The sequence below is a fragment of the Comamonas testosteroni TK102 genome, from assembly GCF_000739375.1.
Taxonomy (GTDB): domain Bacteria; phylum Pseudomonadota; class Gammaproteobacteria; order Burkholderiales; family Burkholderiaceae_C; genus Comamonas; species Comamonas brasiliensis.
The window spans coordinates 1,285,347-1,308,753 of the sequence record NZ_CP006704.1 but is presented as its reverse complement, the minus strand read 5'-3'; the positions used below and the strand labels follow the sequence as shown (position 1 = coordinate 1,308,753).

25 protein-coding genes and 1 tRNA gene are annotated in these 23,407 nt (G+C 60.1%); 3 read left to right on the top strand and 23 right to left on the bottom strand.

The genetic code is table 11. From position 1 onward, the window contains the following. Positions 1-129 precede the first annotated feature (129 nt). From O987_RS05880 to O987_RS05860, 5 genes are all read right to left on the bottom strand, one after another. Positions 130-1,122, bottom strand: coding sequence for a branched-chain amino acid ABC transporter permease (locus tag O987_RS05880; RefSeq protein WP_003057798.1), 993 nt, complete (start codon positions 1,120-1,122; stop codon positions 130-132). A gap of 12 nt (positions 1,123-1,134) precedes the next feature. After that, positions 1,135-2,019, bottom strand: coding sequence for a branched-chain amino acid ABC transporter permease (locus tag O987_RS05875; RefSeq protein ID WP_003057801.1), 885 nt, complete (start codon positions 2,017-2,019; stop codon positions 1,135-1,137). Between the two features lie 48 nt (positions 2,020-2,067). After that, positions 2,068-3,264, bottom strand: coding sequence for an ABC transporter substrate-binding protein (locus O987_RS05870; RefSeq protein WP_043371114.1), 1,197 nt, complete (start codon positions 3,262-3,264; stop codon positions 2,068-2,070). 55 nt (positions 3,265-3,319) lie between these two features. Then, entirely contained in the window at positions 3,320-4,039 is a 720-nt protein-coding gene (locus O987_RS05865) for an ABC transporter ATP-binding protein (protein ID WP_003057808.1), read from the bottom strand. 120 nt (positions 4,040-4,159) lie between these two features. Beyond that, positions 4,160-4,930, bottom strand: coding sequence for an ABC transporter ATP-binding protein (locus tag O987_RS05860; RefSeq protein WP_003057809.1), 771 nt, complete (start codon positions 4,928-4,930; stop codon positions 4,160-4,162). A gap of 718 nt (positions 4,931-5,648) precedes the next feature. Between O987_RS05860 and O987_RS05855 the strand changes: the two genes are divergently transcribed. From O987_RS05855 to O987_RS05845, 3 genes are read left to right on the top strand one after another with little or no spacing between them, the layout of a single operon-like run. Beyond that, positions 5,649-6,038 (top strand): hypothetical protein, encoded by a 390-nt coding sequence (locus tag O987_RS05855; protein WP_043371111.1) that lies wholly within the window; start codon positions 5,649-5,651, stop codon positions 6,036-6,038. Then, positions 6,039-6,566, top strand: coding sequence for an RNA polymerase sigma factor (locus O987_RS05850; protein ID WP_003057811.1), 528 nt, complete (start codon positions 6,039-6,041; stop codon positions 6,564-6,566). It abuts the gene before it with no gap. A gap of 11 nt (positions 6,567-6,577) precedes the next feature. After that, positions 6,578-7,366 carry an anti-sigma factor family protein gene (locus O987_RS05845; RefSeq protein ID WP_043376136.1) on the top strand — a complete coding sequence of 263 codons (789 nt, stop codon included), beginning with the start codon at positions 6,578-6,580 and terminating at the stop codon, positions 7,364-7,366. A gap of 33 nt (positions 7,367-7,399) precedes the next feature. Here O987_RS05845 and O987_RS05840 read toward each other — a convergent pair whose 3' ends face one another. The 18 genes from O987_RS05840 to secG all read right to left on the bottom strand — a co-directional run bounded on the left by O987_RS05840 (position 7,400) and on the right by secG (position 23,390). Next, a complete protein-coding gene (locus O987_RS05840; protein WP_043371110.1) occupies positions 7,400-7,912 on the bottom strand; it encodes a DUF1178 family protein in 513 nt (170 codons plus the stop codon). 8 nt (positions 7,913-7,920) lie between these two features. Continuing rightward, positions 7,921-8,226 carry a DUF2818 family protein gene (locus O987_RS05835; protein WP_003057814.1) on the bottom strand — a complete coding sequence of 102 codons (306 nt, stop codon included), beginning with the start codon at positions 8,224-8,226 and terminating at the stop codon, positions 7,921-7,923. A gap of 56 nt (positions 8,227-8,282) precedes the next feature. Next, a complete protein-coding gene (gene nuoN, locus O987_RS05830; RefSeq protein WP_003057815.1) occupies positions 8,283-9,776 on the bottom strand; it encodes an NADH-quinone oxidoreductase subunit NuoN in 1,494 nt (497 codons plus the stop codon). A 24-nt stretch (positions 9,777-9,800) separates the two neighbouring features. Continuing rightward, positions 9,801-11,276, bottom strand: a complete 1,476-nt coding sequence (locus O987_RS05825) for an NADH-quinone oxidoreductase subunit M (protein WP_019043772.1) — start codon at positions 11,274-11,276, stop codon at positions 9,801-9,803. A gap of 16 nt (positions 11,277-11,292) precedes the next feature. Then, positions 11,293-13,329, bottom strand: coding sequence for an NADH-quinone oxidoreductase subunit L (gene nuoL / locus O987_RS05820; protein ID WP_003057818.1), 2,037 nt, complete (start codon positions 13,327-13,329; stop codon positions 11,293-11,295). A gap of 30 nt (positions 13,330-13,359) precedes the next feature. Next, complete coding sequence (gene nuoK / locus O987_RS05815; RefSeq protein WP_003057821.1) at positions 13,360-13,668, bottom strand: NADH-quinone oxidoreductase subunit NuoK; 309 nt, start codon at positions 13,666-13,668, stop codon at positions 13,360-13,362. Beyond that, positions 13,665-14,345: an NADH-quinone oxidoreductase subunit J gene (locus O987_RS05810; protein ID WP_003057823.1), complete on the bottom strand. Its 681-nt coding sequence runs from the start codon at positions 14,343-14,345 to the stop codon at positions 13,665-13,667. The genes nuoK and O987_RS05810 overlap by 4 nt, the downstream gene beginning before the upstream one ends. 34 nt (positions 14,346-14,379) lie before the next feature. Continuing rightward, positions 14,380-14,889, bottom strand: a complete 510-nt coding sequence (gene nuoI / locus O987_RS05805) for an NADH-quinone oxidoreductase subunit NuoI (protein WP_003057824.1) — start codon at positions 14,887-14,889, stop codon at positions 14,380-14,382. An 11-nt stretch (positions 14,890-14,900) separates the two neighbouring features. Beyond that, positions 14,901-15,977 (bottom strand): NADH-quinone oxidoreductase subunit NuoH, encoded by a 1,077-nt coding sequence (gene nuoH, locus O987_RS05800; RefSeq protein ID WP_003057825.1) that lies wholly within the window; start codon positions 15,975-15,977, stop codon positions 14,901-14,903. Then, positions 15,974-18,091: an NADH-quinone oxidoreductase subunit NuoG gene (gene nuoG / locus O987_RS05795; RefSeq protein ID WP_003057827.1), complete on the bottom strand. Its 2,118-nt coding sequence runs from the start codon at positions 18,089-18,091 to the stop codon at positions 15,974-15,976. Before nuoG ends, nuoH begins: the two co-directional genes overlap by 4 nt. Before the next feature lie 23 nt (positions 18,092-18,114). Further along, a complete protein-coding gene (nuoF, locus tag O987_RS05790; protein ID WP_003057828.1) occupies positions 18,115-19,479 on the bottom strand; it encodes an NADH-quinone oxidoreductase subunit NuoF in 1,365 nt (454 codons plus the stop codon). Continuing rightward, positions 19,476-19,967 carry an NADH-quinone oxidoreductase subunit NuoE gene (nuoE, locus tag O987_RS05785; RefSeq protein ID WP_003057829.1) on the bottom strand — a complete coding sequence of 164 codons (492 nt, stop codon included), beginning with the start codon at positions 19,965-19,967 and terminating at the stop codon, positions 19,476-19,478. Before nuoE ends, nuoF begins: the two co-directional genes overlap by 4 nt. Continuing rightward, the gene (locus O987_RS05780) at positions 19,964-21,217 is read right to left on the bottom strand and encodes an NADH-quinone oxidoreductase subunit D (protein WP_003057830.1); all 1,254 of its coding nucleotides are present in this window, start codon (positions 21,215-21,217) and stop codon (positions 19,964-19,966) included. The genes nuoE and O987_RS05780 overlap by 4 nt, the downstream gene beginning before the upstream one ends. A 28-nt stretch (positions 21,218-21,245) precedes the next feature. Beyond that, positions 21,246-21,857, bottom strand: coding sequence for an NADH-quinone oxidoreductase subunit C (locus tag O987_RS05775; RefSeq protein ID WP_003057831.1), 612 nt, complete (start codon positions 21,855-21,857; stop codon positions 21,246-21,248). Positions 21,858-21,866: 9 nt separating this feature from the next. After that, positions 21,867-22,346: a NuoB/complex I 20 kDa subunit family protein gene (locus tag O987_RS05770; RefSeq protein WP_003057832.1), complete on the bottom strand. Its 480-nt coding sequence runs from the start codon at positions 22,344-22,346 to the stop codon at positions 21,867-21,869. A 22-nt stretch (positions 22,347-22,368) separates the two neighbouring features. Next, a complete protein-coding gene (locus tag O987_RS05765) occupies positions 22,369-22,728 on the bottom strand; it encodes an NADH-quinone oxidoreductase subunit A (protein ID WP_043371108.1) in 360 nt (119 codons plus the stop codon). Positions 22,729-22,802: 74 nt separating this feature from the next. Next, positions 22,803-22,887 (bottom strand) — tRNA-Leu (locus O987_RS05760). A gap of 119 nt (positions 22,888-23,006) precedes the next feature. Next, positions 23,007-23,390, bottom strand: a complete 384-nt coding sequence (gene secG, locus O987_RS05755) for a preprotein translocase subunit SecG (RefSeq protein WP_003057836.1) — start codon at positions 23,388-23,390, stop codon at positions 23,007-23,009. Positions 23,391-23,407: the final 17 nt, after the last annotated feature.

The window sequence follows — 23,407 nt, the reverse complement described above, 5'->3', positions numbered from 1 at the left end:
GAAATAAAGTCCATCGCTTGCAAACGTGTACCAGAAATTTCAGGAATCTCTGAAATTTCCATTTCCACGCAGGAATCCGGGCAACAAAAAAGGCCGCAGATGCGGCCTTTGGAGAGAGGGCGAAACGCCTTATTTGCGACGCTGCAGCCAGGCGATCAGCTCGCCCATGATGCCCTTGCGGAACAGCAGCACACACAGCACGAAGATCAGGCCGGTGACGATGGTGACGGACTCGCCCAGCGTGCCAAACCATTCCACTCCCGTGGTGTGCGCAAGAAAGGTACCGACCTCGCCGATCTTGTTTTCCAGCGCCACGACGACGGCCGAACCCAGCAGCGGGCCCGACAGCGTGCCCAGACCACCCATCAGCGTCATCAGAATCACATGCCCGGAGGTGGTCCAGTGCACATCGGACAGGGTGGCAAAGCCCAGCACCAGGGTCTTGAGGGAACCGGCCAGACCCGTCAGGGCCGCAGAGATGACAAAGGCCAGCAGCTTGAAGCGGTTGACGTCATAGCCCAGCGAAATGGCGCGCGGCTCGTTTTCCTTGATGGCCTTGAGCACTTGGCCGAACGGCGAGTGGATGGTGCGCACGATGAGCAGAAAGGCCGCCACCACGATGACCAGCGCCACGTAGTACATGACCATATCGCTGCTCAGATCGATCACGCCGAACAACTTGCCGCGCGGCACGCCCTGTAGTCCGTCCTCTCCGCCGGTGAACTTGGCCTGCAGCGCGACAAAGAACAGCATCTGCGCCAGCGCCAGCGTGATCATGGAGAAATAAATGCCCTGGCGGCGAATGGCCAGCCAGCCGAAGATCAGGCCCAGCAGAGCGCCGACCAGCGTGCCCAGCAGCATGCCGATCTCGGGGGTGAAGCCCCAGGCCTTGATGCTGTAGCCCGCCACATAGGCCGCGCCGCCCAGAAAAGCCGCATGACCAAAGGACAGCAGCCCCGTATAGCCCAGCAAGAGATTGAAGGCTGAAGCGAACAGTGCAAAGCACATCAGCTTCATGACGAAAACGGGATAGGCACCGAGGAAGGGCGCGACGATCAGGCCCAGCAGCAGCAGGCCGTAGCCCACGGGGGCAATGCGTTGAACAAGCGTCTTGGATTTCATGTCGTGCCCCTCTTATTTTTCTTTACCGAACAAGCCAGCGGGGCGAATCAGCAAAACAATGACCATGATGAAAAACACGACGGTGGACGAGGCCTCGGGCCAGAAAACCTTGGTCAGTCCTTCGATGACGCCCAAGGCCAGACCGGTGAGGATGGAGCCCATGATGGAGCCCATGCCGCCGATCACCACCACGGCAAACACCACGATGATGAGGTTCTGCCCCATCAGCGGAGTGACCTGATAGACCGGAGCGGCCAGCACGCCTGCAAAGGCAGCCAGCGCGGCACCGAAGGCATAGGTCAGCGTGATCATCACGGGCACGTTGACGCCGAACGCCTCGACCAGACGCGGGTTTTCGGTGCCGGCACGCAGATAGGCGCCGATGCGCGTCTTCTCGATCACGAACCAGGTTGCCACGCACACCACGATGGAAGCCACGACCACCCAGGCACGGTAATTGGGCAGGATCATGAAGCCCAGATTGGTCGCGCCTTCCAGTAGCTCGGGCGTGTCATAGCCCAGGCCCGAGACGCCATACACGGAGCGGAACACCCCCTCGATCAGCAGCGACAGCCCCAGCGTCAGCAGCAGGCCGTAGAGATGATCGAGCTTGTAGATCCAGCGCAGCAAAAAGCGCTCGATCAACACCCCCAGAATCCCCACCAGCACCGGCGACAGGATCAGCATCACCCAGTAGTTGATGCCGAAATAGCTCATGGCCATCCAGGTGCACATGGCCCCCAGCATGAACAGGGCGCCATGCGCAAAGTTGATGACATTGAGCAGGCCGAAGATCACGGCCAGGCCCAGACTCAGAATTGCGTAGAACGAACCGTTGACCAGCCCCAGAAGGAGCTGGCTCATCAGGCCGGGCAATGAAACGCCGAAGATTTCCATGAGAGATACGCTGGTGAGGGTGAGGTCTGCATCAAACCGGTAGTGCTATTACTTCCAGAGCGCGCACTTGTTTTCGGCCTTGGTCGTCCAGACCGTCTCGGCAGGCAGCTTGGTCAGTACCTTGAGGTAGTCCCAGGGCTTGGTGGATTCGCTGGGCTTCTTGGCTTCGACCAGATACATGTCGTGGGCAAACGTGCCGTCGGGACGGATCACGCCCTTGCCGTAGAAATCGTTGATGGGCGTGCTCTTGAGGTGGGCCATCACCTTGTCGGCATTGGTGGTCTTCACCGCTTCGACAGCCTTCAGATAATTCATCACGGCCGAGTAGTCGGCGGCCTGCACATCGGTAGGCATGCGCTTGGTCTTGGCGAAGAACTTGTTGGCGAACTTGCGCGATTCGTCGTTCATGTCCCAGTACCAGCTGGTGGTGTGCAGCAGGCCTTCGGTGTTCTTCAGACCCAGGCTGTGGATGTCGGTCAGGAAGACCAGCAGACCGGCGGTCTTCATGGTCTTGTTGATGCCGAACTCCTTGGCAGCCTTGATGGCATTGATGGTGTCGCCGCCCGCATTGGCCAGACCCAGGATATGGGCCTTGGAGCTTTGCGCCTGCAGCAGGAAGGACGAGAAGTCCGAGGCATTGAGCGGATGCTTGACCGAGCCCAGCACCTTGCCGCCCTTGGCGTTGATGACCTTGGTGGTGTCGGCCTCCAGAGCCTGGCCGAATGCGTAGTCGGCAGTCAGGAAGAACCAGTCCTTGCCGCCGCGATCCACCACGGCACCGCCCGTGCCCTTGGCCAGGGCGACGGTGTCGTAGGCGTAGTGCACGGTATAGGGGTTGCACTGCTCGTTGGTCAGCGCGGAAGAGCCCGCGCCGCTGTTGAAGTGAACGCGCTTTTTCTCGTTGGCGATCTGGGAAACCGCCAGTGCCGTGCCGGAGTTGGTGCCGCTGAAGACCATGGAGATACCCTGCGTATCAATCCATTCGCGCACCTTGGAGGCAGCGATGTCTGCCTTGTTCTGATGGTCTGCGCTGACCAGCTCGATGGGCTGGCCCAGGGCCTTGCCGCCGAAGTCGTCGATCGCCATCTGCATGGCGACCGCACCGTTCTTGCCCTCCACGTCGGCGTACAGGCTGGACATATCGGTGACGAAACCGATCTTCACCTTTTCCTGGGCCTGGGCCAGGGGGCTGGACAGACCGGCCACGGCCAGCATGCAAGAGAGAACGCTCAGTTGTGCTTTCATCTTTATCTCCACGGGTTGGATCTCTGTTGTGAACGAATGGGAGGTGCTTGAAGGCTCAGACGCCCAGCAGCTCGTTGAGCACGGACATCTTCTCGTCCAGTTCGCTGGCTCCGAAGCGCAGGGCGACATGGCCGTGCTCGACCACATAGAAGCGGTCGGCCAGCGGGGCGGCAAAGCGGAAGTTCTGCTCCACCATCACCACGGTGTAGCCTTTCTCGCGCAGCGTGGTGATCATGCGAGCCAGGGTCTGGACGATGACGGGGGCCAGACCTTCGGAAATCTCGTCGAGCAGCAACAGGCGCGCGCCCGTGCGCAGAATGCGCGCCACGGCCAGCATCTGCTGCTCGCCGCCCGACAGGCGTGTGCCCTGGCTGTTCCTGCGCTCATAGAGATTGGGGAACATCTGGTAGATCTCGTCGATGCTCATCCCCGGCTGGCCGGTCTTGAGCGGCGGCGGCAGCATCAGGTTCTCTTCGCAGGAGAGGCTGGAGAAAATGCCGCGCTCCTCCGGGCAGTAGCCCACGCCCAGGTGGGCGATCTTGTGCGTGGGCATGTGAATGGTTTCGACGCCGTTGATCCTGATCGAGCCCTTGCGCGAGCCGGTCAGCCCCATGATGGCGCGCAGCGTGGAAGTGCGCCCCGCACCATTGCGGCCCAGCAAGGTCACCACCTCGCCGGGATTGACCACCAGATCCATGCCATGCAGCACATGGGATTCGCCATACCAGGCATTGAGTCCCGAAATTTCCAGCGCCGGAGTACTTGTCTTATTCATTGTTCATCTGATCTCAAAACTGGCACGAACCCAAGTCAGAAACACCAAGCAAGGGCCGCCCCGCAGCGATGGTGTTGTCCCCCTCAGGGGAAAGCCGCGTGAGCGGCACAGGGGGAGCCTTCAATGCGCCCCCTGAAGCTGCCCGTCCGTGGTCCCCATATAGGCCTCCATCACCTGCGGATTGCGGGAAACCTCTTCATAGCGACCTTCGGCCAGAACCGCGCCGCGCTGCAGCACGGTGATGCGATCGGCGATGGTGGCGATCACCTTCATGTTGTGCTCCACCATCAGGATGGTGCGACCGGCCGAGACCTTCTTGATGAGCTGGGTCACGCGGTCCACGTCTTCATGGCCCATGCCCTGAGTGGGCTCGTCCAGCAGCATCAGCTCGGGCTCCATGGCCAGCGTGGTCGCAATTTCCAGGGCACGCTTGCGTCCATAGGGCAGGTTCACGGTCACTTCATCGGCCAGGTCCTGCAGACCGACTTCGGTCAGCAACTCCATGGCGCGGTCATTGAGCTGATTGAGCGTCTTTTCGCTGGTCCAGAACTGGTAGGCCGTGCCCAGCTTGCGCTGCAGGCCGATGCGCACGTTCTCCAGCAGGGTGCAATGCGGGAAGACGGCGGAAATCTGAAACGAGCGAATCACGCCGCGTCGCGCAATCTGTGCCGGCGCCTCGCGGGTAATGTCTGCCCCGTTGAACTGAATGCTCCCGGAAGTGGGCTCCAGAAACTTGGTCAGCAGATTGAAGCAAGTGGTCTTGCCCGCGCCATTGGGCCCGATCAGCGCATGAATGGAGCCACGCTGCACGGCCAGATCCACCTTGCTGACCGCGGTAAAGCCTTTGAACTCTTTGGTGAGTTGCCTGGTTTCGAGAATAAGGTCGCTCATGCGCTGGCCATCAGTCCTGAATGCTGCAAAACAAAGAGGGCAGCACCTTGCCGTGCTTCCTCTGCCTGAGCGGCATCTTGGTCTTTCATGCTGCAGTGCCGCAGCGGGAAACTCCTAGGAGTGGTGCCCGGCGAGACTTAGGCTTTCCCTAATCCCTTGTAAAACAAGCATCCAAAGCAGGAGTAATTACAAACTTCAGAATCCCGACAGCAAAGCGGTCGCACAGGAGACAGCGGCACTCCAAAGGATGTCAGCATCCACCTCGGAAGCTGCAAAAAGCTTATCCCTTATATGTATTGCGCTATCAATATTAATGAGACGAAATGGAATATGCCCCCGCAGCACAGCGCTCCCCAGATTGCCCCTGATGCCGTAAACCCTGAGTTTCTCAATGCCCACTGGAGTAACTGGGTTACTAGCCCAATGCGCGCAAATATGCTTGCTATTTGTCGCCCTCAAAAACCCAGGACGACAAAGATCAGCCATCGCGCTATTGATTCAGAAGCTTCTTGCGCTTTATTTATATGAGTTTCAAATCGTTTTATTTTTGAAACACATAGCGAACTTGCGATAGCAGCTATCAAAATATTTTTTCATCGATGCAGAAGCGCGTGTCTGAAAAACCGGCTGCGCTGCTCTTGAGTTCCGGCGTGAAAACGCATGGAATAAAACCCCGTGCAGAACTGTTTACTGCTGGTCAACCACAAGGAGAGACCTCATGTTTCGCATCGCTTCGCTGACGCTCGCTTCTGCCGCCCTGCTGGCGGCCTGCTCGACCGGCCCGGTCGCCCCGGCCAAGTCTCCTGCCACCACCCTCAATGGCGTGCTGGTAGGACCGACCCAGATGACGCTCTACGTCTTTGACAAGGATGCTGCAGGCTCCGGAAAAAGCGTCTGCAACGGCGGCTGCGCCACCAACTGGCCGCCTCTGATGGCACCGGCGAATGCAGCGCCGATCGGCGACTGGACCGTGGTGATGCGCGACGACGGCAGCAAGCAATGGGCCTACAAGGGCCGCCCCCTGTATCACTGGGTCAAGGATGCCAAACCCGGCGACATGACGGGTGACGGCTTCCTCAACAATAGCTGGCATGTCGCCAAGCCTTGAGTGAAGGTCGACGCCGCCCTGGTCCATATTCCCCGCCTGCGCCGCTATGCGCGCGCGCTGGCGGGCGATGCTGCGCAGGCAGACGATCTGGTCCAGGACACCCTGGAGCGCGCCTGCCAGAAGTGGGCCCTGTGGCAGCCGCCGGTCGCCGCCTCGGCCGAGCAGGTGCAAAAGGCCTTGCTCAGCTGGCTGCTGACCTTGATGCACAACCTCTACGCCAATCAGTGGCAGCAGTCCTCGCGGCATCGCATGGTGGCGCTTGACGAGGCCCAGGACACGCCCCACGACCCCATGCCCAGGCTGGCGCTGCAGCTGGATCTGGAGCGGGCCCTGTCCCATCTCACGCCGCAGGCCCGCGAGGTATTGCTGCTGATCGGCATGGAGCAGTTCAGCTATGGCGAAGCCGCGCAGATGCTGGGCGTTCCCGTGGGAACGGTGATGTCGCGCCTCTCGCGCGCCCGCGAGCAGCTCAGGCGCCTCATGGAAGGAGAAAGACCCGTGACGACCGTGTTGAGGGCTGTCAAATGAAGGAAAGTGCAATGACACCCCAGCGCCCCGATGAAACCACGCTGCATGCCTGGGTGGATGGAGAGCTGCAGCCCGATGCCGCTGCGGCGGTGGCGCAATGGCTGGCCGAACACCCCGAAGAAGCAGCGCGCATGGCTGCCATTCAGGCCCAGAACGCCGGCCTTCAGGCTCTGCATGCGCAATTGCTCGAAGAGCCGGTCCCGCCCCAGCTCATGCGATCGCTGCAAAAGCCGGCGCTGCAGTGGCGCTGGCCACATGCGCTGGCCGCAGGCATCATGCTCAGCGTGGGCCTGGGACTGGGCTATGGTGCAGGCCAGCAAAAATCCGGCTCGCTGTCGGCCGATACAGCCGCTCAATTGCCAGGCTTTGTGCGCGAGGCGGCGGCTGCCCATGCCGTCTATGTGCCCGAGCAGCGACACCCCGTCGAGGTAGCAGCGCAGCAGCAGGCGCATCTGGTGCAGTGGCTGTCCAAGCGGCTGGGCGTTGCGCTCAAGCCCCCGGTGCTGGAAGCCCAGGGCTTTCATCTCATGGGCGGGCGGCTGCTGCCCGGAGAGACCGGCCAGGCCCGCGCCCAGTTCATGTACGAGGATCAGGCGGGCCAGCGCGTCACCCTGTATGTCTCGGTGCTCGATCCCGAGACGGCAGCCGCTTCCGCCCCTGCCTCCTTTCAGTGGAGCAGCGACGGCGCAAGCCATGGCTTTTACTGGATAGAGGGCCGGCAAGGCTATGCCCTGAGTGCTTCCCTGCCGCGCGAGCGCCTGCAGGCTCTGGCCAACGCGGTCTATCAGCAACTGAACTGAAGCCGCAGGCCTCCGATCGGAGGCAGGGTTGTCCTATTGCAGGCTGCCGCTTCCGCCTTCACCGCTGGCCGACTCGGGCAGGGCCAGGGGCAGGACGCCAATGCCCTCTTCGATCAGCTCCATGGCCTCCCGGGCACTGGTCTGACCGCGAATGGCGCGTTCCTCGGTTTCGCCGTAGTGAATGCGGCGCGCCTCTTCGGCAAATTTTTTGCCGACATCCTCGCTGCTTTGAGCGACCTTGCGCGACCACTGCATCCATGCTGCCTGCATGGACTGAAGATGCGCGCGCGCCTCGGCGCTGATTTCGGGACTGGCCGCAGGAAGTACCGGCGCTGCGGCAGGGGCCGGTTGCGAAGCCTGGGCAGCTTTGGGCGGCTGTGCGCCCAGATTGAGACGGGGAGCACTCAAGCGCTTGGTCACATCGCTGTCGCCGCAAACAGGGCATTGCACCAGCTTGCGCTGCAGCTGATTCTGAAAATCATCTTCCGAAGCAAACCAGCCTTCGAAGACATGGCCTGCCGGGCAGTGAAGATCAAGCACTTTCATGGCGCCACTCAACCCTTGCGGTGAACCAGATAGCGATAAACAAAGCCGGGAAATGCCAGCGTCAGAAACAGCGTAGCAGTGATGGCATAGAACTCCCAGCCTTGGGGAGATATCTGGCCGGCGCGGCGCTCCAGCAGCAAGCCCAGGCCGCCCACCAGCAGATACAGGGCAATCATTTCCAGCAGGCGCACCCACAGCGGTTTGCGACCGGCCATGACGGGGCCGACAATGCCCAGACGCTGGTTGATAAAAGGCAAATTGGCTGCCACAAGGGCAGCCAAGATGATGAGCCAGATAGAGGCGGTTATAGACACAAAGCCATTCCTAGAAAAAGCGATGAGGGCATCAAGCCCTCATCACGTTCGTCTTATCAGGAAGCCAGGGCACGCACAACGGCGTCAGCGCACAAGGCCATCAGCCCGCCGGGCAGAATGCCCAGCAGCAGAACCAGCGCACCGTTGATCGTCAGCACAACGCGCACATCCAGAGGAGCGGACACGCTGGTAGCAGTGATTGGAGCATCAAAGTACATGACCTTGACCACGCGCAGGTAATAGAAGGCGCCGATCAGCGACATGATCACGGCAAACACGGCCAGGCCGATGTACAGGCTGCTGCCCGAAGCGACCAGGGCCTGCAGCACGGACAGCTTGGCGTAGAAGCCGACCAGCGGAGGAATACCGGCCATGGAGAACAGGCAGATGGCCATCACGCCGGCGTACAGCGGGCTGCGCTGGTTCAGGCCTGCCAGATCGGCAATCTCTTCGCTTTCAAAGCCTTCACGGGCCAGCAGCAGGATCACGCCGAAGGACGCCAGAGCGGTCAGCACATAGGTCACGATGTAGAACATCGCCGAGCTGTAGGCGTTTTCGACGGTGGCAGGATCGACCTTGCCATCCACCACACCCGACATCAGGCCCAGCAGCACAAAGCCCATCTGGGAAATCGTCGAATAAGCCAGCATGCGCTTGAGGCTGGTCTGCTGCAGACCAGCCAGATTGCCGATGAGCAGGGAGCAGACAGCCAGAACCATCAGCATCTGCTGCCAGTCGATGGCCAGGGGCAGCAGGCCGTCCACCAGCAGGCGGATGGTCATGGCAAAGGCAGCCAGCTTGGGCGCGCCGCCGATCAGGGCGGTGATGGCAGTAGGTGCCCCCTGGTAGACGTCGGGCACCCACATGTGGAAGGGAACGACGCCCAGCTTGAAGGCCAGACCGGCGACCACGAAGACCAGACCGAAGACCAGCACCTGGTGCTTGATTTCACCGGAATTGATGGCCTTGAAGACCTGACCGATATCCAGCGAACCGGTGGCACCGTAGAGCATGGACATGCCGTACAGCAGGAAACCGGAAGCCATGGCACCCAGCACGAAGTACTTCATGGCGGCTTCGACGGCCACGGTGTGGTCGCGGCGCAGAGCCACCAGCGCATAGCTCGACAGGGTCAGCAGCTCCAGGCCCAGGTACAGAACCAGGAAGTTGTTGCCGCTGATCATGATGAACATGCCCAGCAGGGCCAGCATGGACAGCGTGAAGAACTCACCGCCACGCAGCATGTCGCGCTCTGCCGCATAGGGGCGACCGTAGACCATGGTGATCATCATGGCGATAGTGGCAAAGCACTTGAGCCAGTTGCCCATGGCGTCCGAGACAACCATGTTGCCCCAGCCGTAGAAGGTATTGCCGCTTGCGGCGTACATGCCCTGCATCACCGCTACGACAAGCAGGGTGAGCATGGTCAGAACATAGGTGCCGGTGCGACGGGCACTATTGATGCCCAGGTCCACCAAGGCAATGACGCAGGCCATGACCAGGAGAGTGATCTCCGGGTAGATCGCCAGCCAGCTGATGTTGTCAATCATCTCGTGTCTCTCGTTTCAGTCTGGTCAGTTGAGCTTGCTCACAGCCACATGCTTGATGAGCTCTGCCACAGACACATCCATCACATCGGTGAAGGGCTTGGGATACAGACCCATGACCAGCACAGCCGCAGCCAGCACGCCCAGCACCAGGAATTCGCGGCAGTTGATGTCCTTGAGTTCAGCCACATGGTCGTTGGCCACGTCACCCAGGTACACGCGCTTGTACATCCACAGGGTGTAGGCAGCGCCGAAGATCAGGGCGGTTGCAGCGCCCAGACCAATCCAGAAGTTGTATTGCACGGCGCCCAGGATCACCATCCACTCGCCGACGAAGCCGGCAGTGGCGGGCAGACCGCAGTTGGCCATGGCAAACAGCAGGGCAAAGGCAGCGAACTTGGGCATGGTGTTGACCACGCCGCCGTAAGCGGCGATCTCACGCGAGTGAACGCGGTCGTACAGCACGCCAATGCACAGGAACATCGCGCCGGACACGAAGCCGTGGGCGATCATCTGCACCAGGCCGCCAGCAATGCCCAGGCTGTTGAACATGAAGAAGCCCAGGGTCACGAAACCCATGTGCGCCACGGACGAATAAGCCACCAGCTTCTTCATGTCCTTTTGCACCAGAGCCACCACACCCACATAGATCACGGCAATCAGCGACAGCGTGATCATCAGGCCCGACCACTCATGCGCCGCATCGGGAGCGATGGGCAGCGAGAAGCGCAGGAAGCCATAGGCACCCAGCTTCAGCATGATCGCGGCCAGCACGGCGGAACCGCCGGTAGGCGCTTCGACGTGAACGTCGGGCAGCCAGGTGTGAACCGGGAACATGGGCACCTTCACGGCAAAAGCGGCGAAGAAGGCGAAGAAGATCAGCGTCTGTGCAGTACCGGACAGGGGCAGCTTGTGCCAGTCCAGGATCTCGAAGCTGCCGCCCGACTGGGTGTACAGATAGATCAGCGCGACCAGCGTGAGCAGCGAGCCCATCAAGGTGTACAGGAAGAACTTGAAGGCCGCGTAGATACGGTTCGGGCCGCCCCAGATACCGATGATCAGATACATCGGGATCAGGGTGGCTTCGAAGAACACGTAGAACAGCATGCCGTCCATGGCGGCGAACACACCGATCATCAGACCCGACAGGATCAGGAACGCGCCCATGTACTGGTTCACGCGCTCGGTGATGTTGGCCCAGGAGGCGATCACCACGATGACGGTGATGAAAGCCGTCAGTGGCACAAACCACATGGAGATGCCATCCACGCCCAGGTGGTAGTGGATGTTGAAGCGCTCAATCCAGAGTGCATTTTCCACAAACTGCATATTGGCAGTCGTGGTGTCGAAGCCGGTGATCAGAGGAATGGTCACCGCGAAGCCGATCAGCGCACCGATCAGGGCCAGCCAGCGCACCGCGTTGGCCTGCCCTTCTTTGCTGAAGGCCAGCAGGAGGGCGCCGAAAGCAATCGGCACCCAGATAGAAAGACTCAACAAACCCATTTTTGTTTTTCCCCTACTACTTGTTGAGCCACACGAAGTACGTCATGAGGGCAACGATACCCAACAGCATGACCAACGCGTAGTGATAGAGATAGCCTGTTTGCAGGCCGCGCACCCACTGACCGAACTTGGCCATGAGCTTCCAGGAGCCGTTGACGATGGCGCCATCGATGATGGCCTGATCGCCGGCCTTCCAGAAGAAGGTACCGAAGGCACGGGCGCCGCGGGCGAAGATGTTCTCGTACACCCAGTCCACGCCGTACTTGCCTTCCAGAACCTGGTACAGACCAATCTTCTTGGAGAAAGCCATGATGGCGGCAGGAATCTCGGGCTTGACCATGTAGAACACATAGGACACCACCACACCGGCCAGGGCCAGCCAGAACGGCGCAGCCGTGAAGCCGTGCAGTGCCATCGGCACCCAGCCGTGAATCTGCTCGGCCAGTTCGGCCATGGCACCGTGCTTGGAGCCATCGACGTGGATCACGCCCTTGAAGAAGTCGCCAAACAGCATGGGCATCAGCGCAATCGCACCGATCACCACCGAAGGAATGGCCAGCAGCATCAGGGGACCGGTCACCACCAGAGGCGACTCATGGGGCTTGGCGTCATGGCCGTGGCCGTGGTCGTCATGACCATGGTGGTCATCATGGTGCGCATCGGGGTTCTGGTCGTAGCGTTCCTTGCCGTGGAAGACGATGAAGTACAGGCGGAAGGAATAGAAAGCCGTGATGAACACACCGGCCAGCACGGCAAAGTTTGCAAAGCCGGCTGCAGGCAGGTTGGAAGCGTGAACCGCCTCGATGATGGCGTCCTTGGAGTAGAAGCCCGAGAAGAAAGGCGTGCCGATCAGCGCGAGGTTACCCAGCAGGAAGGTGATCCAGGTGATGGGCATGTACTTGCGCACGCCGCCCATCCAGCGGATGTCCTGGTTGTGGTGCATGCCCATGATGACGGAGCCGGCACCGAGGAACAGCAGCGCCTTGAAGAAGGCGTGGGTCATCAGGTGGAACACGGACACCGAGTAGGCCGAAACGCCCAGAGCGATGGTCATATAGCCCAGCTGGGACAGCGTGGAGTACGCAATCACACGCTTGATGTCGTTCTGGATGATGCCCAGGATACCCATGAACAGCGCCGTGATGGAGCCGATCACCAGGATGAAGTTCAGCGCAACGTCCGACAGCTCGTACAGGGGAGACATGCGCGACACCATGAAGATGCCGGCCGTCACCATGGTCGCCGCGTGAATCAGCGCAGAGATAGGCGTGGGGCCTTCCATAGAGTCCGGCAGCCAGGCGTGCAGCGGGAACTGGGCCGACTTGCCCATCGCGCCGATGAACAGGCAGATGGCAGTCACGGTCACCAGCAGCCAGCCCGTGCCGGGCAGCTGGGTGTTCTGGATCTCGGGCAGCTTGGCGAAGATTTCAGAATAGTTCAGCGTGCCGGTGTAGGCAGCGATCAGACCAATGCCCAGAATGAAGCCGAAGTCACCCACACGGTTGACCAGGAAGGCCTTCATGTTGGCGAAGATGGCCGTGGGCTTCTTGTAGTAGAAGCCGATCAGCAGATAGGACACCAGACCCACGGCTTCCCAGCCGAAGAACAGCTGCAGCAGGTTGTTGCTCATGACGAGCATCAACATGGAGAAGGTGAACAGCGAGATATAGGAGAAGAAACGGTTGTAGCCGTCGTCTTCCTCCATGTAGCCCATGGTGTAGATGTGCACCATCAGCGACACAAAGGTCACCACGCACATCATCATCACCGTGATGGAGTCGATCAGGAAACCGACTTCCATCTTCAGACCGCCGACGACCATCCAGGTGTAGATGGTCTCGTTGAACGTTGCGCCGTCGAACACGACAGCCTGGAACGTGAGGGCCGACAGAACGAAGGCCACGAGCACGCCCAGAATCGTCAGGGAGCTGCTGCCGGTGCGACCAATCTTGTTGCCGCCAAAGGCCGTGCCCCAGATACCCGCGAGCGCGGAGCCGACCAGCGGTGCCAAAGGCACCGCAAGCAGCATGGATGCAGAAAGGGTTTGACTCATTTCTTGAGAACCTTGCAAGTTACGGCGGACTCAACCCTTGAGGGCGTTGAGATCTTCCGCATCGATGCTTGTCTTGTTACGGAACAGCAGCACCAAGATCGCCAGACCGATGGCCGATTCAGCAGCAGCCACTGTCAGGATGAAAAACACGAACACCTGGCCGTGCATGTCGCCCAGATAGCTGGAAAACGCGACAAAGTTCATGTTCACGGCCAGCAGCATCAGCTCGATGGCCATGAGCAAGACGATCAGGTTCTTGCGGTTCAGAAAGATGCCAACCACGGAGAGTGCAAACAGCATGGCACCCAGCGTCAGGAAGTGGCCCAAAGTCAGCGTCATGCTTTTGTCTCCACAGCAGGCGCTGCAGCCGCGGCTTCAGCGTCAGGTTTTTGTGCAGGCTTGGTGCTGTCGACCTTGACCAGCTTGATGCGGTCGGAGGCGCGCACACGAATTTGATCTGCAGGATTCATGGCCTTGCTGTCCTTGCGCTTGCGCAGCGTCAGGGCAATTGCGGCAATCATGGCCACCAGCAGGATCACGGCTGCGATTTCCACGGGATACAGGTATTCCGTGTACAGCAGCTTGCCCAGAGCCTGTGTGTTCGAGTAAGGAACGGTCTGACCGGCGGCATTGACCATGGTCGTGCCAACGGCCTTGGCGTCTTCGACGTCGCCGAAGCCGCCCATCAGCACCATGCCCATTTCAAAGGCGATCAGCACACCGATCAGGGCGGCGAACGGAAAATGCTTCCAGAAGCCGCGGCGCATGGCGTCGATACGGATATCGAGCATCATCACCACGAACAGGAACAGCACCATCACAGCGCCCAGATAGACCAGCACCAGAGCGATGCCGAGGAATTCAGCCTTGAGCAGCAGCCAGATGGCAGCCGCTTGCGAGAAGGCCAGAATCAGATTGAGCACGGCATGCACAGGATTGCGGGCCGTGACAACCCGGAAGGCTGCAAACAGCAGCACGACCGAGAACAGATAGAAAAAACCAGTTTTGGCGTCCATGGATCGAATCTTTTCAAGTGATCAAGGAGCCGCTTCAGCGGTACTTGGCATCTGCCGCCTTGTTGGCAGCGATCTCGGCTTCATAACGGTCACCCACTGCCAGGAGCATGTCCTTGGTGAAGTAGAGATCACCGCGCTTTTCGCCGTGGTATTCGAAGATGTGCGTCTCCACGATGGAGTCCACCGGGCAGCTTTCTTCGCAGAAGCCACAGAAGATGCACTTGGTCAGATCGATGTCGTAGCGCGTGGTACGGCGCGAGCCGTCGTCACGCACATCGGACTCGATGGTGATGGCCATGGCAGGGCACACGGCCTCGCAAAGCTTGCAGGCAATGCAGCGCTCTTCGCCGTTTTCATAACGGCGCAGGGCGTGCAGACCACGGAAGCGTGGCGACTGAGGTGTTTTTTCCTCAGGGAACTGCACCGTGATCTTGCGACGGAAGGTGTAGCGGCCAGTCAGGGCCATGCCCTTGGCCAGTTCCCAGAGCATGAAGCTCTTGAGGAAATCCTTGAAGGAGAAAGGTGTTGCAGCTACTGCAGACATACGTACTCCGCTTATTTCCAGATGTTCCAGGGCGAGTACAGCCAAGCACCCACAACCACCAGCCACACCAGGGTGACGGGAATGAAGATCTTCCAACCCAGACGCATGATCTGGTCATAACGGAAGCGCGGGAAGGTAGCGCGAATCCAGATGAAGCACGACACCACCAGGAAGGTCTTGATCGCCAGCCAGATCCAACCGGGGATGAAGCCCAGGAAGTCGAACGGAGGCAGCCAGCCGCCCAGGAACATGATCACGGCCAGGATGGAGACCAGCCACATGCTCGCGTATTCGGCCAGGAAGAAGACCGCAAAGCCCATGCCCGAGTACTCGACCATGTGACCGGCCACGATTTCGGCTTCGCCTTCGACCACGTCAAACGGGTGACGATTGGTTTCGGCAACGACCGAGATCAGGTAGACGATGAAGATGGGCAGCAGAGGCAGCCAGTTCCAGGACAGGATGCTCATGCCCATGGATGCAAACTGACCTTGACCCTGGCTCATCACGATGGCCGACAGATTCATGCTGCCCGTGACCATGATGACCACCAGGAAACAGAAGCCCAGCGCGATTTCGTAGCTCACCATCTGAGCCGAGGCGCGCAGTGCGCCCAGGAACGCGTACTTGGAGTTGGAAGCCCAGCCCGCAATGATCACGCCATAGACTTCAATGGAAGTGATGGCCATCAGCAGCAGCAGACCTGCGTTCACGTTGGCCAGGGCCACATCGGGAGCGAAGGGAATCACCACCCAGGCCGCCAGGGCCGGCATGATGGCCATGACGGGGCCCACATAGAACAGGCCCTTGGCTGCAGCCGTGGGCTGAATCAGTTCCTTGGTCAGCAGCTTCAGGCCGTCAGCCAGAGGCTGCAGCAGACCCGAAGGACCCACGCGGTTGGGGCCCAGACGGATTTGCATGAAACCCAGCAGCTTGCGTTCCCACAGCGTGAGGTAGGCCACGGCACCCATCAGGGGAGCCACGATGGCCACGATGCCGAGCAGAATCCAGATGACGGGCCAGGCCACATCGGTCCAGAAAGGAGCGGCGGACAGGCCCGCGCCCCAGGCTTTCAATGCGTCGATCATGCGGCGCCTCCCTCACGAACCTGACGAGCGTCAGCCGTCAATTGCAGCGACGTAGCGCGGCGCACGATGCTGTCGAGCTGGTAAATGCTGGCGACTGCAGGCGCAGTCGCAGTGCCGGCAGGCACTGCGCTCACGGCCTGGGCCGCGTTGCTCAGCACATTGGCGGGCACTTGGGCAACGCCGCCAGTGGCCTCAGCCAGCACGTCTTGCGACGTTTCATAGTCCACGCCCGGAACACCCATCAGGTTGGCCAGCACGCGCAGCACCTTCCATGCGGGGCGTGTGTCCGCCAGAGGCTTGACCACGGCATGGAAGCTCTGCAGACGGCCTTCGGCGTTGACGAAGCTGCCCGAGGTTTCCGTGAACGGAGCAATGGGCAACAGCACATCGCTGAATTCCAGGTTGGCCTTGAAGGGGCTCAGAGTCACCACCATCTCGGCCTTGTTCAGACCTGCGATGGCGGCCTTGCCGGCAGCGCTGTCGAACTCGGGCTCGTTGTTCAGCAAGATGGCCGCCTTCAGGCCACCATCAATCATCTGAGCTGCATTCAGACCGTTGCCAGCAGGCATGGCCTTGACCCATTGCGCGCCCACGGTGTTGGCGGCCTCGGTCAGATAGCCCACGGCTGCGCCGGTCTGCTCGGCAACCCAGTTGGCCAGAGCCAGCAGTGCGGAAGCCTGAGCATGGTGCGCCGCGGCATTGCCAAGCAGCACGGCCTTTTGCTCGCCGGCCAGCAGGGCGGCGGCAATCGCCTTGGCTTCGTCATGGACCTGACCAGCCACGGGAGCCGAGACACCCTTGGCCTCGGCCACGGCAGCGGCCACATCGGCCAGAGCCTGAGCCCAGTCGCCGGCTGCGACCACCGAGGCGTTGACGGGCAAGGCCCAGTCATAGACGCGATCGTTGATGGCGAAAACCTTGCAGCCCTTCTTGGCTGCCTGGCGGATGCGCTGTGCGAACAGCGGATGGTCCTTGCGCAGGTTGGAGCCCACGATCAGAGCCGACTGCAGAGTGCTCAGTGCAGCGATGGGCAGACCCAGCCACTGCACGCCTTGCGGGGCAGCGAACTCGGCATTGCGCAGACGGTAGTCGATATTGTCGCTGCCGATGCCGCGCACCAGCTTGCCGGCCAGGAACAGCTCTTCCAGCGTGCTGTGCGGGCTGACCAGAGCACCGATGGCGCTGGCGCCATGGTTGCTCTTGATCTGCTGCAGGCCGTTGGCCACATATTCGAGGGCGGTCTGCCAGTCGACTTCCTTCCACTCGCCGCCCTGCTTGAGCATGGGCTTGGTGAGGCGTTCGTCGCTGTTCAGCGCTTCGTAGGAGAAGCGGTCGCGGTCGGCAATCCAGCATTCGTTGACTTCTTCGTTCTCGAAGGGCACAACGCGCATGACCTTGTGGTTCTTGACCTGAACAATCAGGTTGGAACCCGTGGAGTCGTGCGGAGCCACCGACTTGCGGCGCGACAGTTCCCAGGTACGGGCGCTGTAGCGGAAGGGCTTGCTGGTCAAGGCGCCCACGGGGCAGATGTCGATCATATTGCCCGACAGCTCGGAATCCACGCTATCGCCCACCACGGTGGTGATCTCGGAATGCTCGCCGCGGTGAATCATGCCCAGCTCCATGACGCCGGCCACTTCCTGGCCAAAGCGCACGCAACGTGTGCAGTGAATACAGCGGCTCATTTCCTCCATGGAAATCAGCGGGCCCACGTTCTTGTGGAAGACCACACGCTTTTCTTCTTCGTAGCGCGAAGAGCTGCTGCCATAACCCACTGCCAGATCCTGGAGCTGGCATTCGCCGCCCTGGTCGCAGATGGGGCAGTCCAGCGGGTGATTGATGAGCAGGAACTCCATCACCGACTGTTGTGCCTTGATGGCCTTCTCGCTCTTGGTGCGCACGATCATGCCCTGCGTCACTGGCGTGGCGCAGGCGGGCATGGGCTTGGGAGCCTTTTCCACATCCACAAGGCACATGCGGCAGTTGGCCGCAATGGATAGCTTCTTGTGGTAGCAGAAGTGAGGAATGTAGGTGCCGGCCTTCTCGGCTGCATGCATGACCATGCTGCCTTCCGTCACCTCGACCTTTTTTCCGTCCAGTTCAATTTCAACCATATGCTTGTCTCGCGATCAGGCGCTCATGCAGCCTGTTTGGAAGCGTTCTGGATCTTCGCTTCGAACTCGTGGCGGAAGTGCTTGATCATGGCGCGAACCGGCATGGCTGCCGCGTCGCCGAGCGCACAGATGGTGCGGCCCATGATGTTCACGGATACCGAGTCCAACAGCTCGATATCTTCCGGACGGCCTTCGCCGTGCTGAATACGGTTCACCACGCGCCACAGCCAGCCCGTACCTTCACGGCAGGGCGTGCACTGGCCGCAGGACTCGTGCGAATAGAAGTACGACAGACGCAGCAGGCACTCGACCATGTCGCGCGAATCATCCATCACGATCACGGCGCCCGAACCCAGCATGGAGCCCGCCTTGGAGATGGAGTCATAGTCCATCGTGCAGTCCATGATGATGTCGGCAGGCAGCACGGGCGACGAAGAGCCGCCGGGGATCACCGCCTTGAGCTTGCGACCGGTGCGCACGCCGCCCGCCAGTTCCAGCAGCTTGCTGAAAGGCGTGCCCATGGGAACTTCGTAGTTGCCGGGCAGGTTCACGTCGCCGCTGACCGAGAAGATCTTGGTGCCGCCGTTATTGGGCTTGCCGCACTCCAGGTAGGCCTGGCCACCGTTGCGGATGATCCAGGGAACGGCCGCGAAAGTCTCGGTGTTGTTGATGGTCGTGGGCTTGCCGTACAGACCGAAGCTGGCGGGGAACGGCGGCTTGAAGCGGGGCTGGCCCTTCTTGCCTTCCAGCGATTCCAGCAGCGCGGTTTCCTCGCCGCAGATGTAGGCGCCAAAGCCATGGTGGGCATGCAGCTGAAAGCTGAAGCTGCTGCCCAGGATGTTGTCACCCAGGTAGCCGGCTGCGCGGGCTTCTTCCAGGGCTGCCTCGAAGCGATCATAGACTTCGAAGATTTCACCGTGGATGTAGTTGTAGCCGATGCTGATGCCCATCGCGAAAGCGGCAATGATCATGCCTTCGATCACGATGTGCGGGTTGAACATCAGGATGTCGCGGTCCTTGCAGGTACCGGGTTCGCCCTCATCGGAGTTGCAGACCAGATGCTTCTGACCGGGGAACTGGCGGGGCATGAAGCTCCACTTCAGACCCGTGGGGAAGCCCGCACCGCCACGGCCGCGCAGACCGGATTCCTTGAGCGTCGCGATGACCTGATCCTGCGTCAGACCCTCGCCGCCATCCTTGCCCAGCAGCTTGCGCAGGGCCTGATAGCCGCCGCGTGCTTCATAGTCCTTGATGGACCAGTTGCTGCCGTTCAGATCCGCATAGATCTGGGGGTTGATGTGACGGTCGTGGAAGCAGGTTTCGTTGCCGGTCGATGCGAACTTGGCCAGTACGGCATTGGCGGCAGGATTGTTCAGAATCGTGCTCATGCCTTACCCTCCGCTGCACGCAGACCGTCGACCAGCTCGTCGAGCTTTTCGTTGCTCATGAAGCTGCACATGCAACGGTCATTGACCAGCATCACGGGCGAATCGGCGCAGGCGCCCAGGCACTCGGACTGCTGCAGCGTGAACAGGCCATCCTTGGTGGTCTCGCCCATCTTGATGCCCAGCTTGTGCTCCAGGTGGTGCAAAGCCTTGTAGCCGTCGCGCAGCTGGCATGGCAGATTGGTGCAGACATTCAGCTTGTACTTGCCAACGGGTTGCTGGTTGTACATGTTGTAGAAGGTGGTGACTTCGTGCACCGCAATCTCGGCCATTCCCAGGACTTCGGCAATCACTGCCTCACTTTCCTGGCTGACCCAGCCCTGCTCCTGCTGCACGATAGACAGGCAAGCCATGACGGCAGACTGTTTCTGGTCAGCCGGATACTTTGCCACCTCACGCGCAAAGCGTTCTCTGGTCGCTTCGGTAATCATCGGTCAACGTCTCCAAACACGATGTCCAGGGTACTGAGCACCATCACGGCGTCAGCCAGCATATGGCCACGGCTCAGTTCATCGAGAGCAGCCATGTGCGCAAATCCTGGTGGACGAATCTTCAGTCGATAGGGCTTGTTGGCGCCATCGCTGATCAAATAAATGCCGAACTCACCCTTGGGATGCTCGACGGAAGCGTAAGCCTCGCCTTCGGGAACCTTGAAGCCTTCGGTAAAGAGCTTGAAGTGGTGAATCAGCTCTTCCATGTTGGACTTCATGGCTTCACGGCTGGCGGGCGCAACCTTGTGATTGTCCGTGATCACCGGGCCGGGATTGACACGCAGCCAGTCCACGCATTGCTTGATGATCTTGTTGGACTCGCGCATTTCGGCCATGCGAACCAGATAGCGGTCGTAGCAGTCGCCCGTGGCACCCACCGGAATATCGAAGTCCAGCTTGTCGTAGACCTCGTAGGGCTGGGTCTTGCGCATGTCCCAGGGCAGGCCCGAGGCGCGCAGCATGGGACCGGTCAGACCCAGATTGATGGCGCGCTCTGCAGACACCACGCCGATGCCGACATTACGCTGCTTCCAGATACGGTTGTCGGTCAGCAAGGTTTCGTACTCGTCCGCGCACTTGGGGAAGCGCTGCGTGAAAGCATCGATGAAGTCCAGCATCGAACCCTTGCGGTCTTCGTTCATGGCCTCCATGGAGCGCACATTGCGCACCTTGCTGGCCTTGTACTGAGGCATGCTGTCCGGCAGATCGCGGTACACACCACCGGGACGGAAGTAGGCCGCGTGCATGCGTGCACCCGACACCGCTTCGTACATGTCCATCAGCGCTTCACGCTCGCGGAAGCTGTAGATCAGGATGGTCGAGCTGCCGGCATCGTTGCCCGAGGAACCCAGCCACATCAGGTGATTCATGATGCGGGTGATTTCCGAGAACATCACGCGGATGTACTGGGCTCGGATGGGCACTTCGATGCCCATCAGCTTTTCGATGGCCAGGCAGTAAGCATGCTCGTTGCTCATCATCGAGCAGTAATCCAGGCGGTCCATATAGGGCAGCGACTGGATATAGGTCTTGCTTTCGGCCAGCTTTTCGGTCGCACGGTGCAGCAGGCCGATGTGCGGGTCGGCGCGCTGCACCACTTCGCCATCGAGCTCCAACACCAGACGCAGCACACCGTGCGCTGCCGGGTGCTGCGGACCAAAGTTCAGGGAATAGTTCTTGATTTCAGCCATGGTCTTCCGTCAAAGGCGACGCGCGCCTTTAGTGCAGGCCTCCGCCATAGTTTTCTTCACGAATGATGCGCGGCGTGATTTCGCGCGGCTCGATCGTGACGGGCTGGTACACCACACGTTGCTGTTCGGCGTCGTAGCGCATTTCCACGTGACCGGACAGGGGGAAATCCTTGCGAAACGGATGGCCGATGAAGCCATAGTCGGTCAGGATGCGGCGCAGGTCTTCATGACCTTCGAACACGATACCGAACAGATCGAACGCTTCGCGCTCGAACCAGTTGGCCGAATTCCAGATCGGATTGATCGAAGCCACTACGGGGAAATCGTCATCGGCACAGTACACGCGCACACGCAGACGCTGGTTCAGCGTCAGGGACATCAGGTGAGACACCACGGCAAAACGTGGACCGTCCTTGCCGACTTCCGCATAAGTGGAGTAGTCCACGCCGCACAGATCCAGCAGCATCTCGAACTGGCAGTCCGGCGCGTTGCGCAGGATCTGCATCACGTCCAGATACTGGCCAGCAGACACTTCCACCGTCACTTCGCCGTAGGCCAGAGTGACAGAGCGCACCTTGTCACCCAAGGCAGCCGTAACCACATCCCGAAGCTTTTCGGGGTGAATAGCAATTGCAGTCATCTCAGCCCTTTAAACGCGAGCGATGGTGTGGGTACGACGAATCTTCTGCTGCAGCTGGATGATGCCGTAGATCAGCGCTTCCGCTGTCGGAGGGCAACCAGGCACATAGACGTCGACGGGAACGATGCGATCGCAACCGCGCACCACCGAGTAGCTGTAGTGATAGTAACCACCACCATTGGCACAGGAGCCCATGGAGATGACCCAGCGCGGCTCGGACATCTGGTCATAGACCTTGCGCATCGCGGGAGCCATCTTGTTGCACAGCGTACCGGCAACAATCATCAGGTCAGAGTGGCGGGGGCTGGCACGGAACACTTCGGAGCCGAAGCGACCGATGTCATAGCGGGCAGCAGCTGCGTGCATCATCTCCACCGCACAGCAGGCCAGGCCAAATGTCATGGGCCAGATCGACCCTGTCTTGGCCCAGTTCACCACCGTGTCATAACTGGTGGTGACGAAGCCTTCCTTCATCACGCCTTCGATCATCGTGTTTCCTCAGAAAAGCTGCTTATTCCCAATCCAGGGCGCCTTTTTTCCACTCGTAGGCAAAGCCCACGACCAGAATGGCCAGGAAAATCAGGACAGCAACAAAACCCACGCCGCCAACATCTTTGAGTGCGACAGCCCAGGGCAGCAGAAATGCGATTTCCAAGTCAAACAGAATGAACAGGATGGCAACCAGGTAATAGCGCACATCAAATTTCATCCGAGCGTCGTCAAACGCCTCGAAACCGCATTCGTAGGAAGAGTTCTTGGCAGCATCAGGGCGATTGGGACCCAGCACGTAGCCGAGAGCCAGGGGTACAACACCCACAGCCATGCCGATAAGAATGAACAGAAGAACGGGAAGGTACTGATCGATGTTCATCGAGTGGGCCTTGTTATGAAAACATGCCTCACCGATCACTGCCTGATCAGCAGGGCAGGTTTTTAGTTATGTGTTGGTGCCGTCGGCGAGACTCGAACTCGCACAGCTTTCGCCACTACCCCCTCAAGATAGCGTGTCTACCAATTCCACCACGACGGCTTCGTCTCAAAGTCCGGCAATCTCTGGAACCTTCATTGCAAAGATTCTGATCCCCAGACAATCCCTAGATTCTAGCCTGAAAAACCCCACTCTTCGGGGTTCTTCAGGATTTTCTCAAATTATTTTGTTGGGATCTGGGCGGCACCCTCTGCAGGAGCAGCAGGAGGCACGGCAGCATCACCGGTAGTTGCAGGTGGCACAGCGCCAGCAGGCGCAGGAGCCGACACAGCAGCGCCCTCAAGCACGCTGCCCGAGCTCACCGGACGGGCATTGCCCAGATAAGCCAGTGCCAATGTCGCCACAAAGAACACCGTGGCCAGAGCCGCCGTGGAGCGCGACAGGAAGTTGGCACTGCCCGAGGCGCCAAACAGGCTGCCCGACGAACCGCTGCCAAAGGAAGCCCCCATATCGGCACCCTTGCCGTGCTGCATGAGGATGAGGCCGATCATGCCCAGAGCGGCCAGCATCTGGACCGCGAGAATGACGCTGGAAAAGACGTTCATATCAAAACCTAAAAGTC

Excerpts from the sequence above, each read along its gene's own strand:
- O987_RS05880 (WP_003057798.1), bottom strand. The coding sequence starts at position 1,122 with ATGAAATCCAAGACGCTTGTTCAACGCATTGCCCCCGTGGGCTACGGC.
- O987_RS05875 (WP_003057801.1), bottom strand. The coding sequence starts at position 2,019 with ATGGAAATCTTCGGCGTTTCATTGCCCGGCCTGATGAGCCAGCTCCTT.
- O987_RS05870 (WP_043371114.1), bottom strand. The coding sequence starts at position 3,264 with ATGAAAGCACAACTGAGCGTTCTCTCTTGCATGCTGGCCGTGGCCGGT.
- O987_RS05865 (WP_003057808.1), bottom strand. The coding sequence starts at position 4,039 with ATGAATAAGACAAGTACTCCGGCGCTGGAAATTTCGGGACTCAATGCC.
- O987_RS05860 (WP_003057809.1), bottom strand. The coding sequence starts at position 4,930 with ATGAGCGACCTTATTCTCGAAACCAGGCAACTCACCAAAGAGTTCAAA.
- O987_RS05855 (WP_043371111.1), top strand. The coding sequence starts at position 5,649 with ATGTTTCGCATCGCTTCGCTGACGCTCGCTTCTGCCGCCCTGCTGGCG.
- O987_RS05845 (WP_043376136.1), top strand. The coding sequence starts at position 6,578 with ATGACACCCCAGCGCCCCGATGAAACCACGCTGCATGCCTGGGTGGAT.
- O987_RS05840 (WP_043371110.1), bottom strand. The coding sequence starts at position 7,912 with ATGAAAGTGCTTGATCTTCACTGCCCGGCAGGCCATGTCTTCGAAGGC.
- nuoN (WP_003057815.1), bottom strand. The coding sequence starts at position 9,776 with ATGATTGACAACATCAGCTGGCTGGCGATCTACCCGGAGATCACTCTC.
- O987_RS05825 (WP_019043772.1), bottom strand. The coding sequence starts at position 11,276 with ATGGGTTTGTTGAGTCTTTCTATCTGGGTGCCGATTGCTTTCGGCGCC.
- nuoL (WP_003057818.1), bottom strand. The coding sequence starts at position 13,329 with ATGAGTCAAACCCTTTCTGCATCCATGCTGCTTGCGGTGCCTTTGGCA.
- nuoK (WP_003057821.1), bottom strand. The coding sequence starts at position 13,668 with ATGACGCTGACTTTGGGCCACTTCCTGACGCTGGGTGCCATGCTGTTT.
- O987_RS05810 (WP_003057823.1), bottom strand. The coding sequence starts at position 14,345 with ATGGACGCCAAAACTGGTTTTTTCTATCTGTTCTCGGTCGTGCTGCTG.
- nuoI (WP_003057824.1), bottom strand. The coding sequence starts at position 14,889 with ATGTCTGCAGTAGCTGCAACACCTTTCTCCTTCAAGGATTTCCTCAAG.
- nuoH (WP_003057825.1), bottom strand. The coding sequence starts at position 15,977 with ATGATCGACGCATTGAAAGCCTGGGGCGCGGGCCTGTCCGCCGCTCCT.
- nuoG (WP_003057827.1), bottom strand. The coding sequence starts at position 18,091 with ATGGTTGAAATTGAACTGGACGGAAAAAAGGTCGAGGTGACGGAAGGC.
- nuoF (WP_003057828.1), bottom strand. The coding sequence starts at position 19,479 with ATGAGCACGATTCTGAACAATCCTGCCGCCAATGCCGTACTGGCCAAG.
- nuoE (WP_003057829.1), bottom strand. The coding sequence starts at position 19,967 with ATGATTACCGAAGCGACCAGAGAACGCTTTGCGCGTGAGGTGGCAAAG.
- O987_RS05780 (WP_003057830.1), bottom strand. The coding sequence starts at position 21,217 with ATGGCTGAAATCAAGAACTATTCCCTGAACTTTGGTCCGCAGCACCCG.
- O987_RS05775 (WP_003057831.1), bottom strand. The coding sequence starts at position 21,857 with ATGACTGCAATTGCTATTCACCCCGAAAAGCTTCGGGATGTGGTTACG.
- O987_RS05770 (WP_003057832.1), bottom strand. The coding sequence starts at position 22,346 with ATGATCGAAGGCGTGATGAAGGAAGGCTTCGTCACCACCAGTTATGAC.
- O987_RS05765 (WP_043371108.1), bottom strand. The coding sequence starts at position 22,728 with ATGAACATCGATCAGTACCTTCCCGTTCTTCTGTTCATTCTTATCGGC.
- secG (WP_003057836.1), bottom strand. The coding sequence starts at position 23,390 with ATGAACGTCTTTTCCAGCGTCATTCTCGCGGTCCAGATGCTGGCCGCT.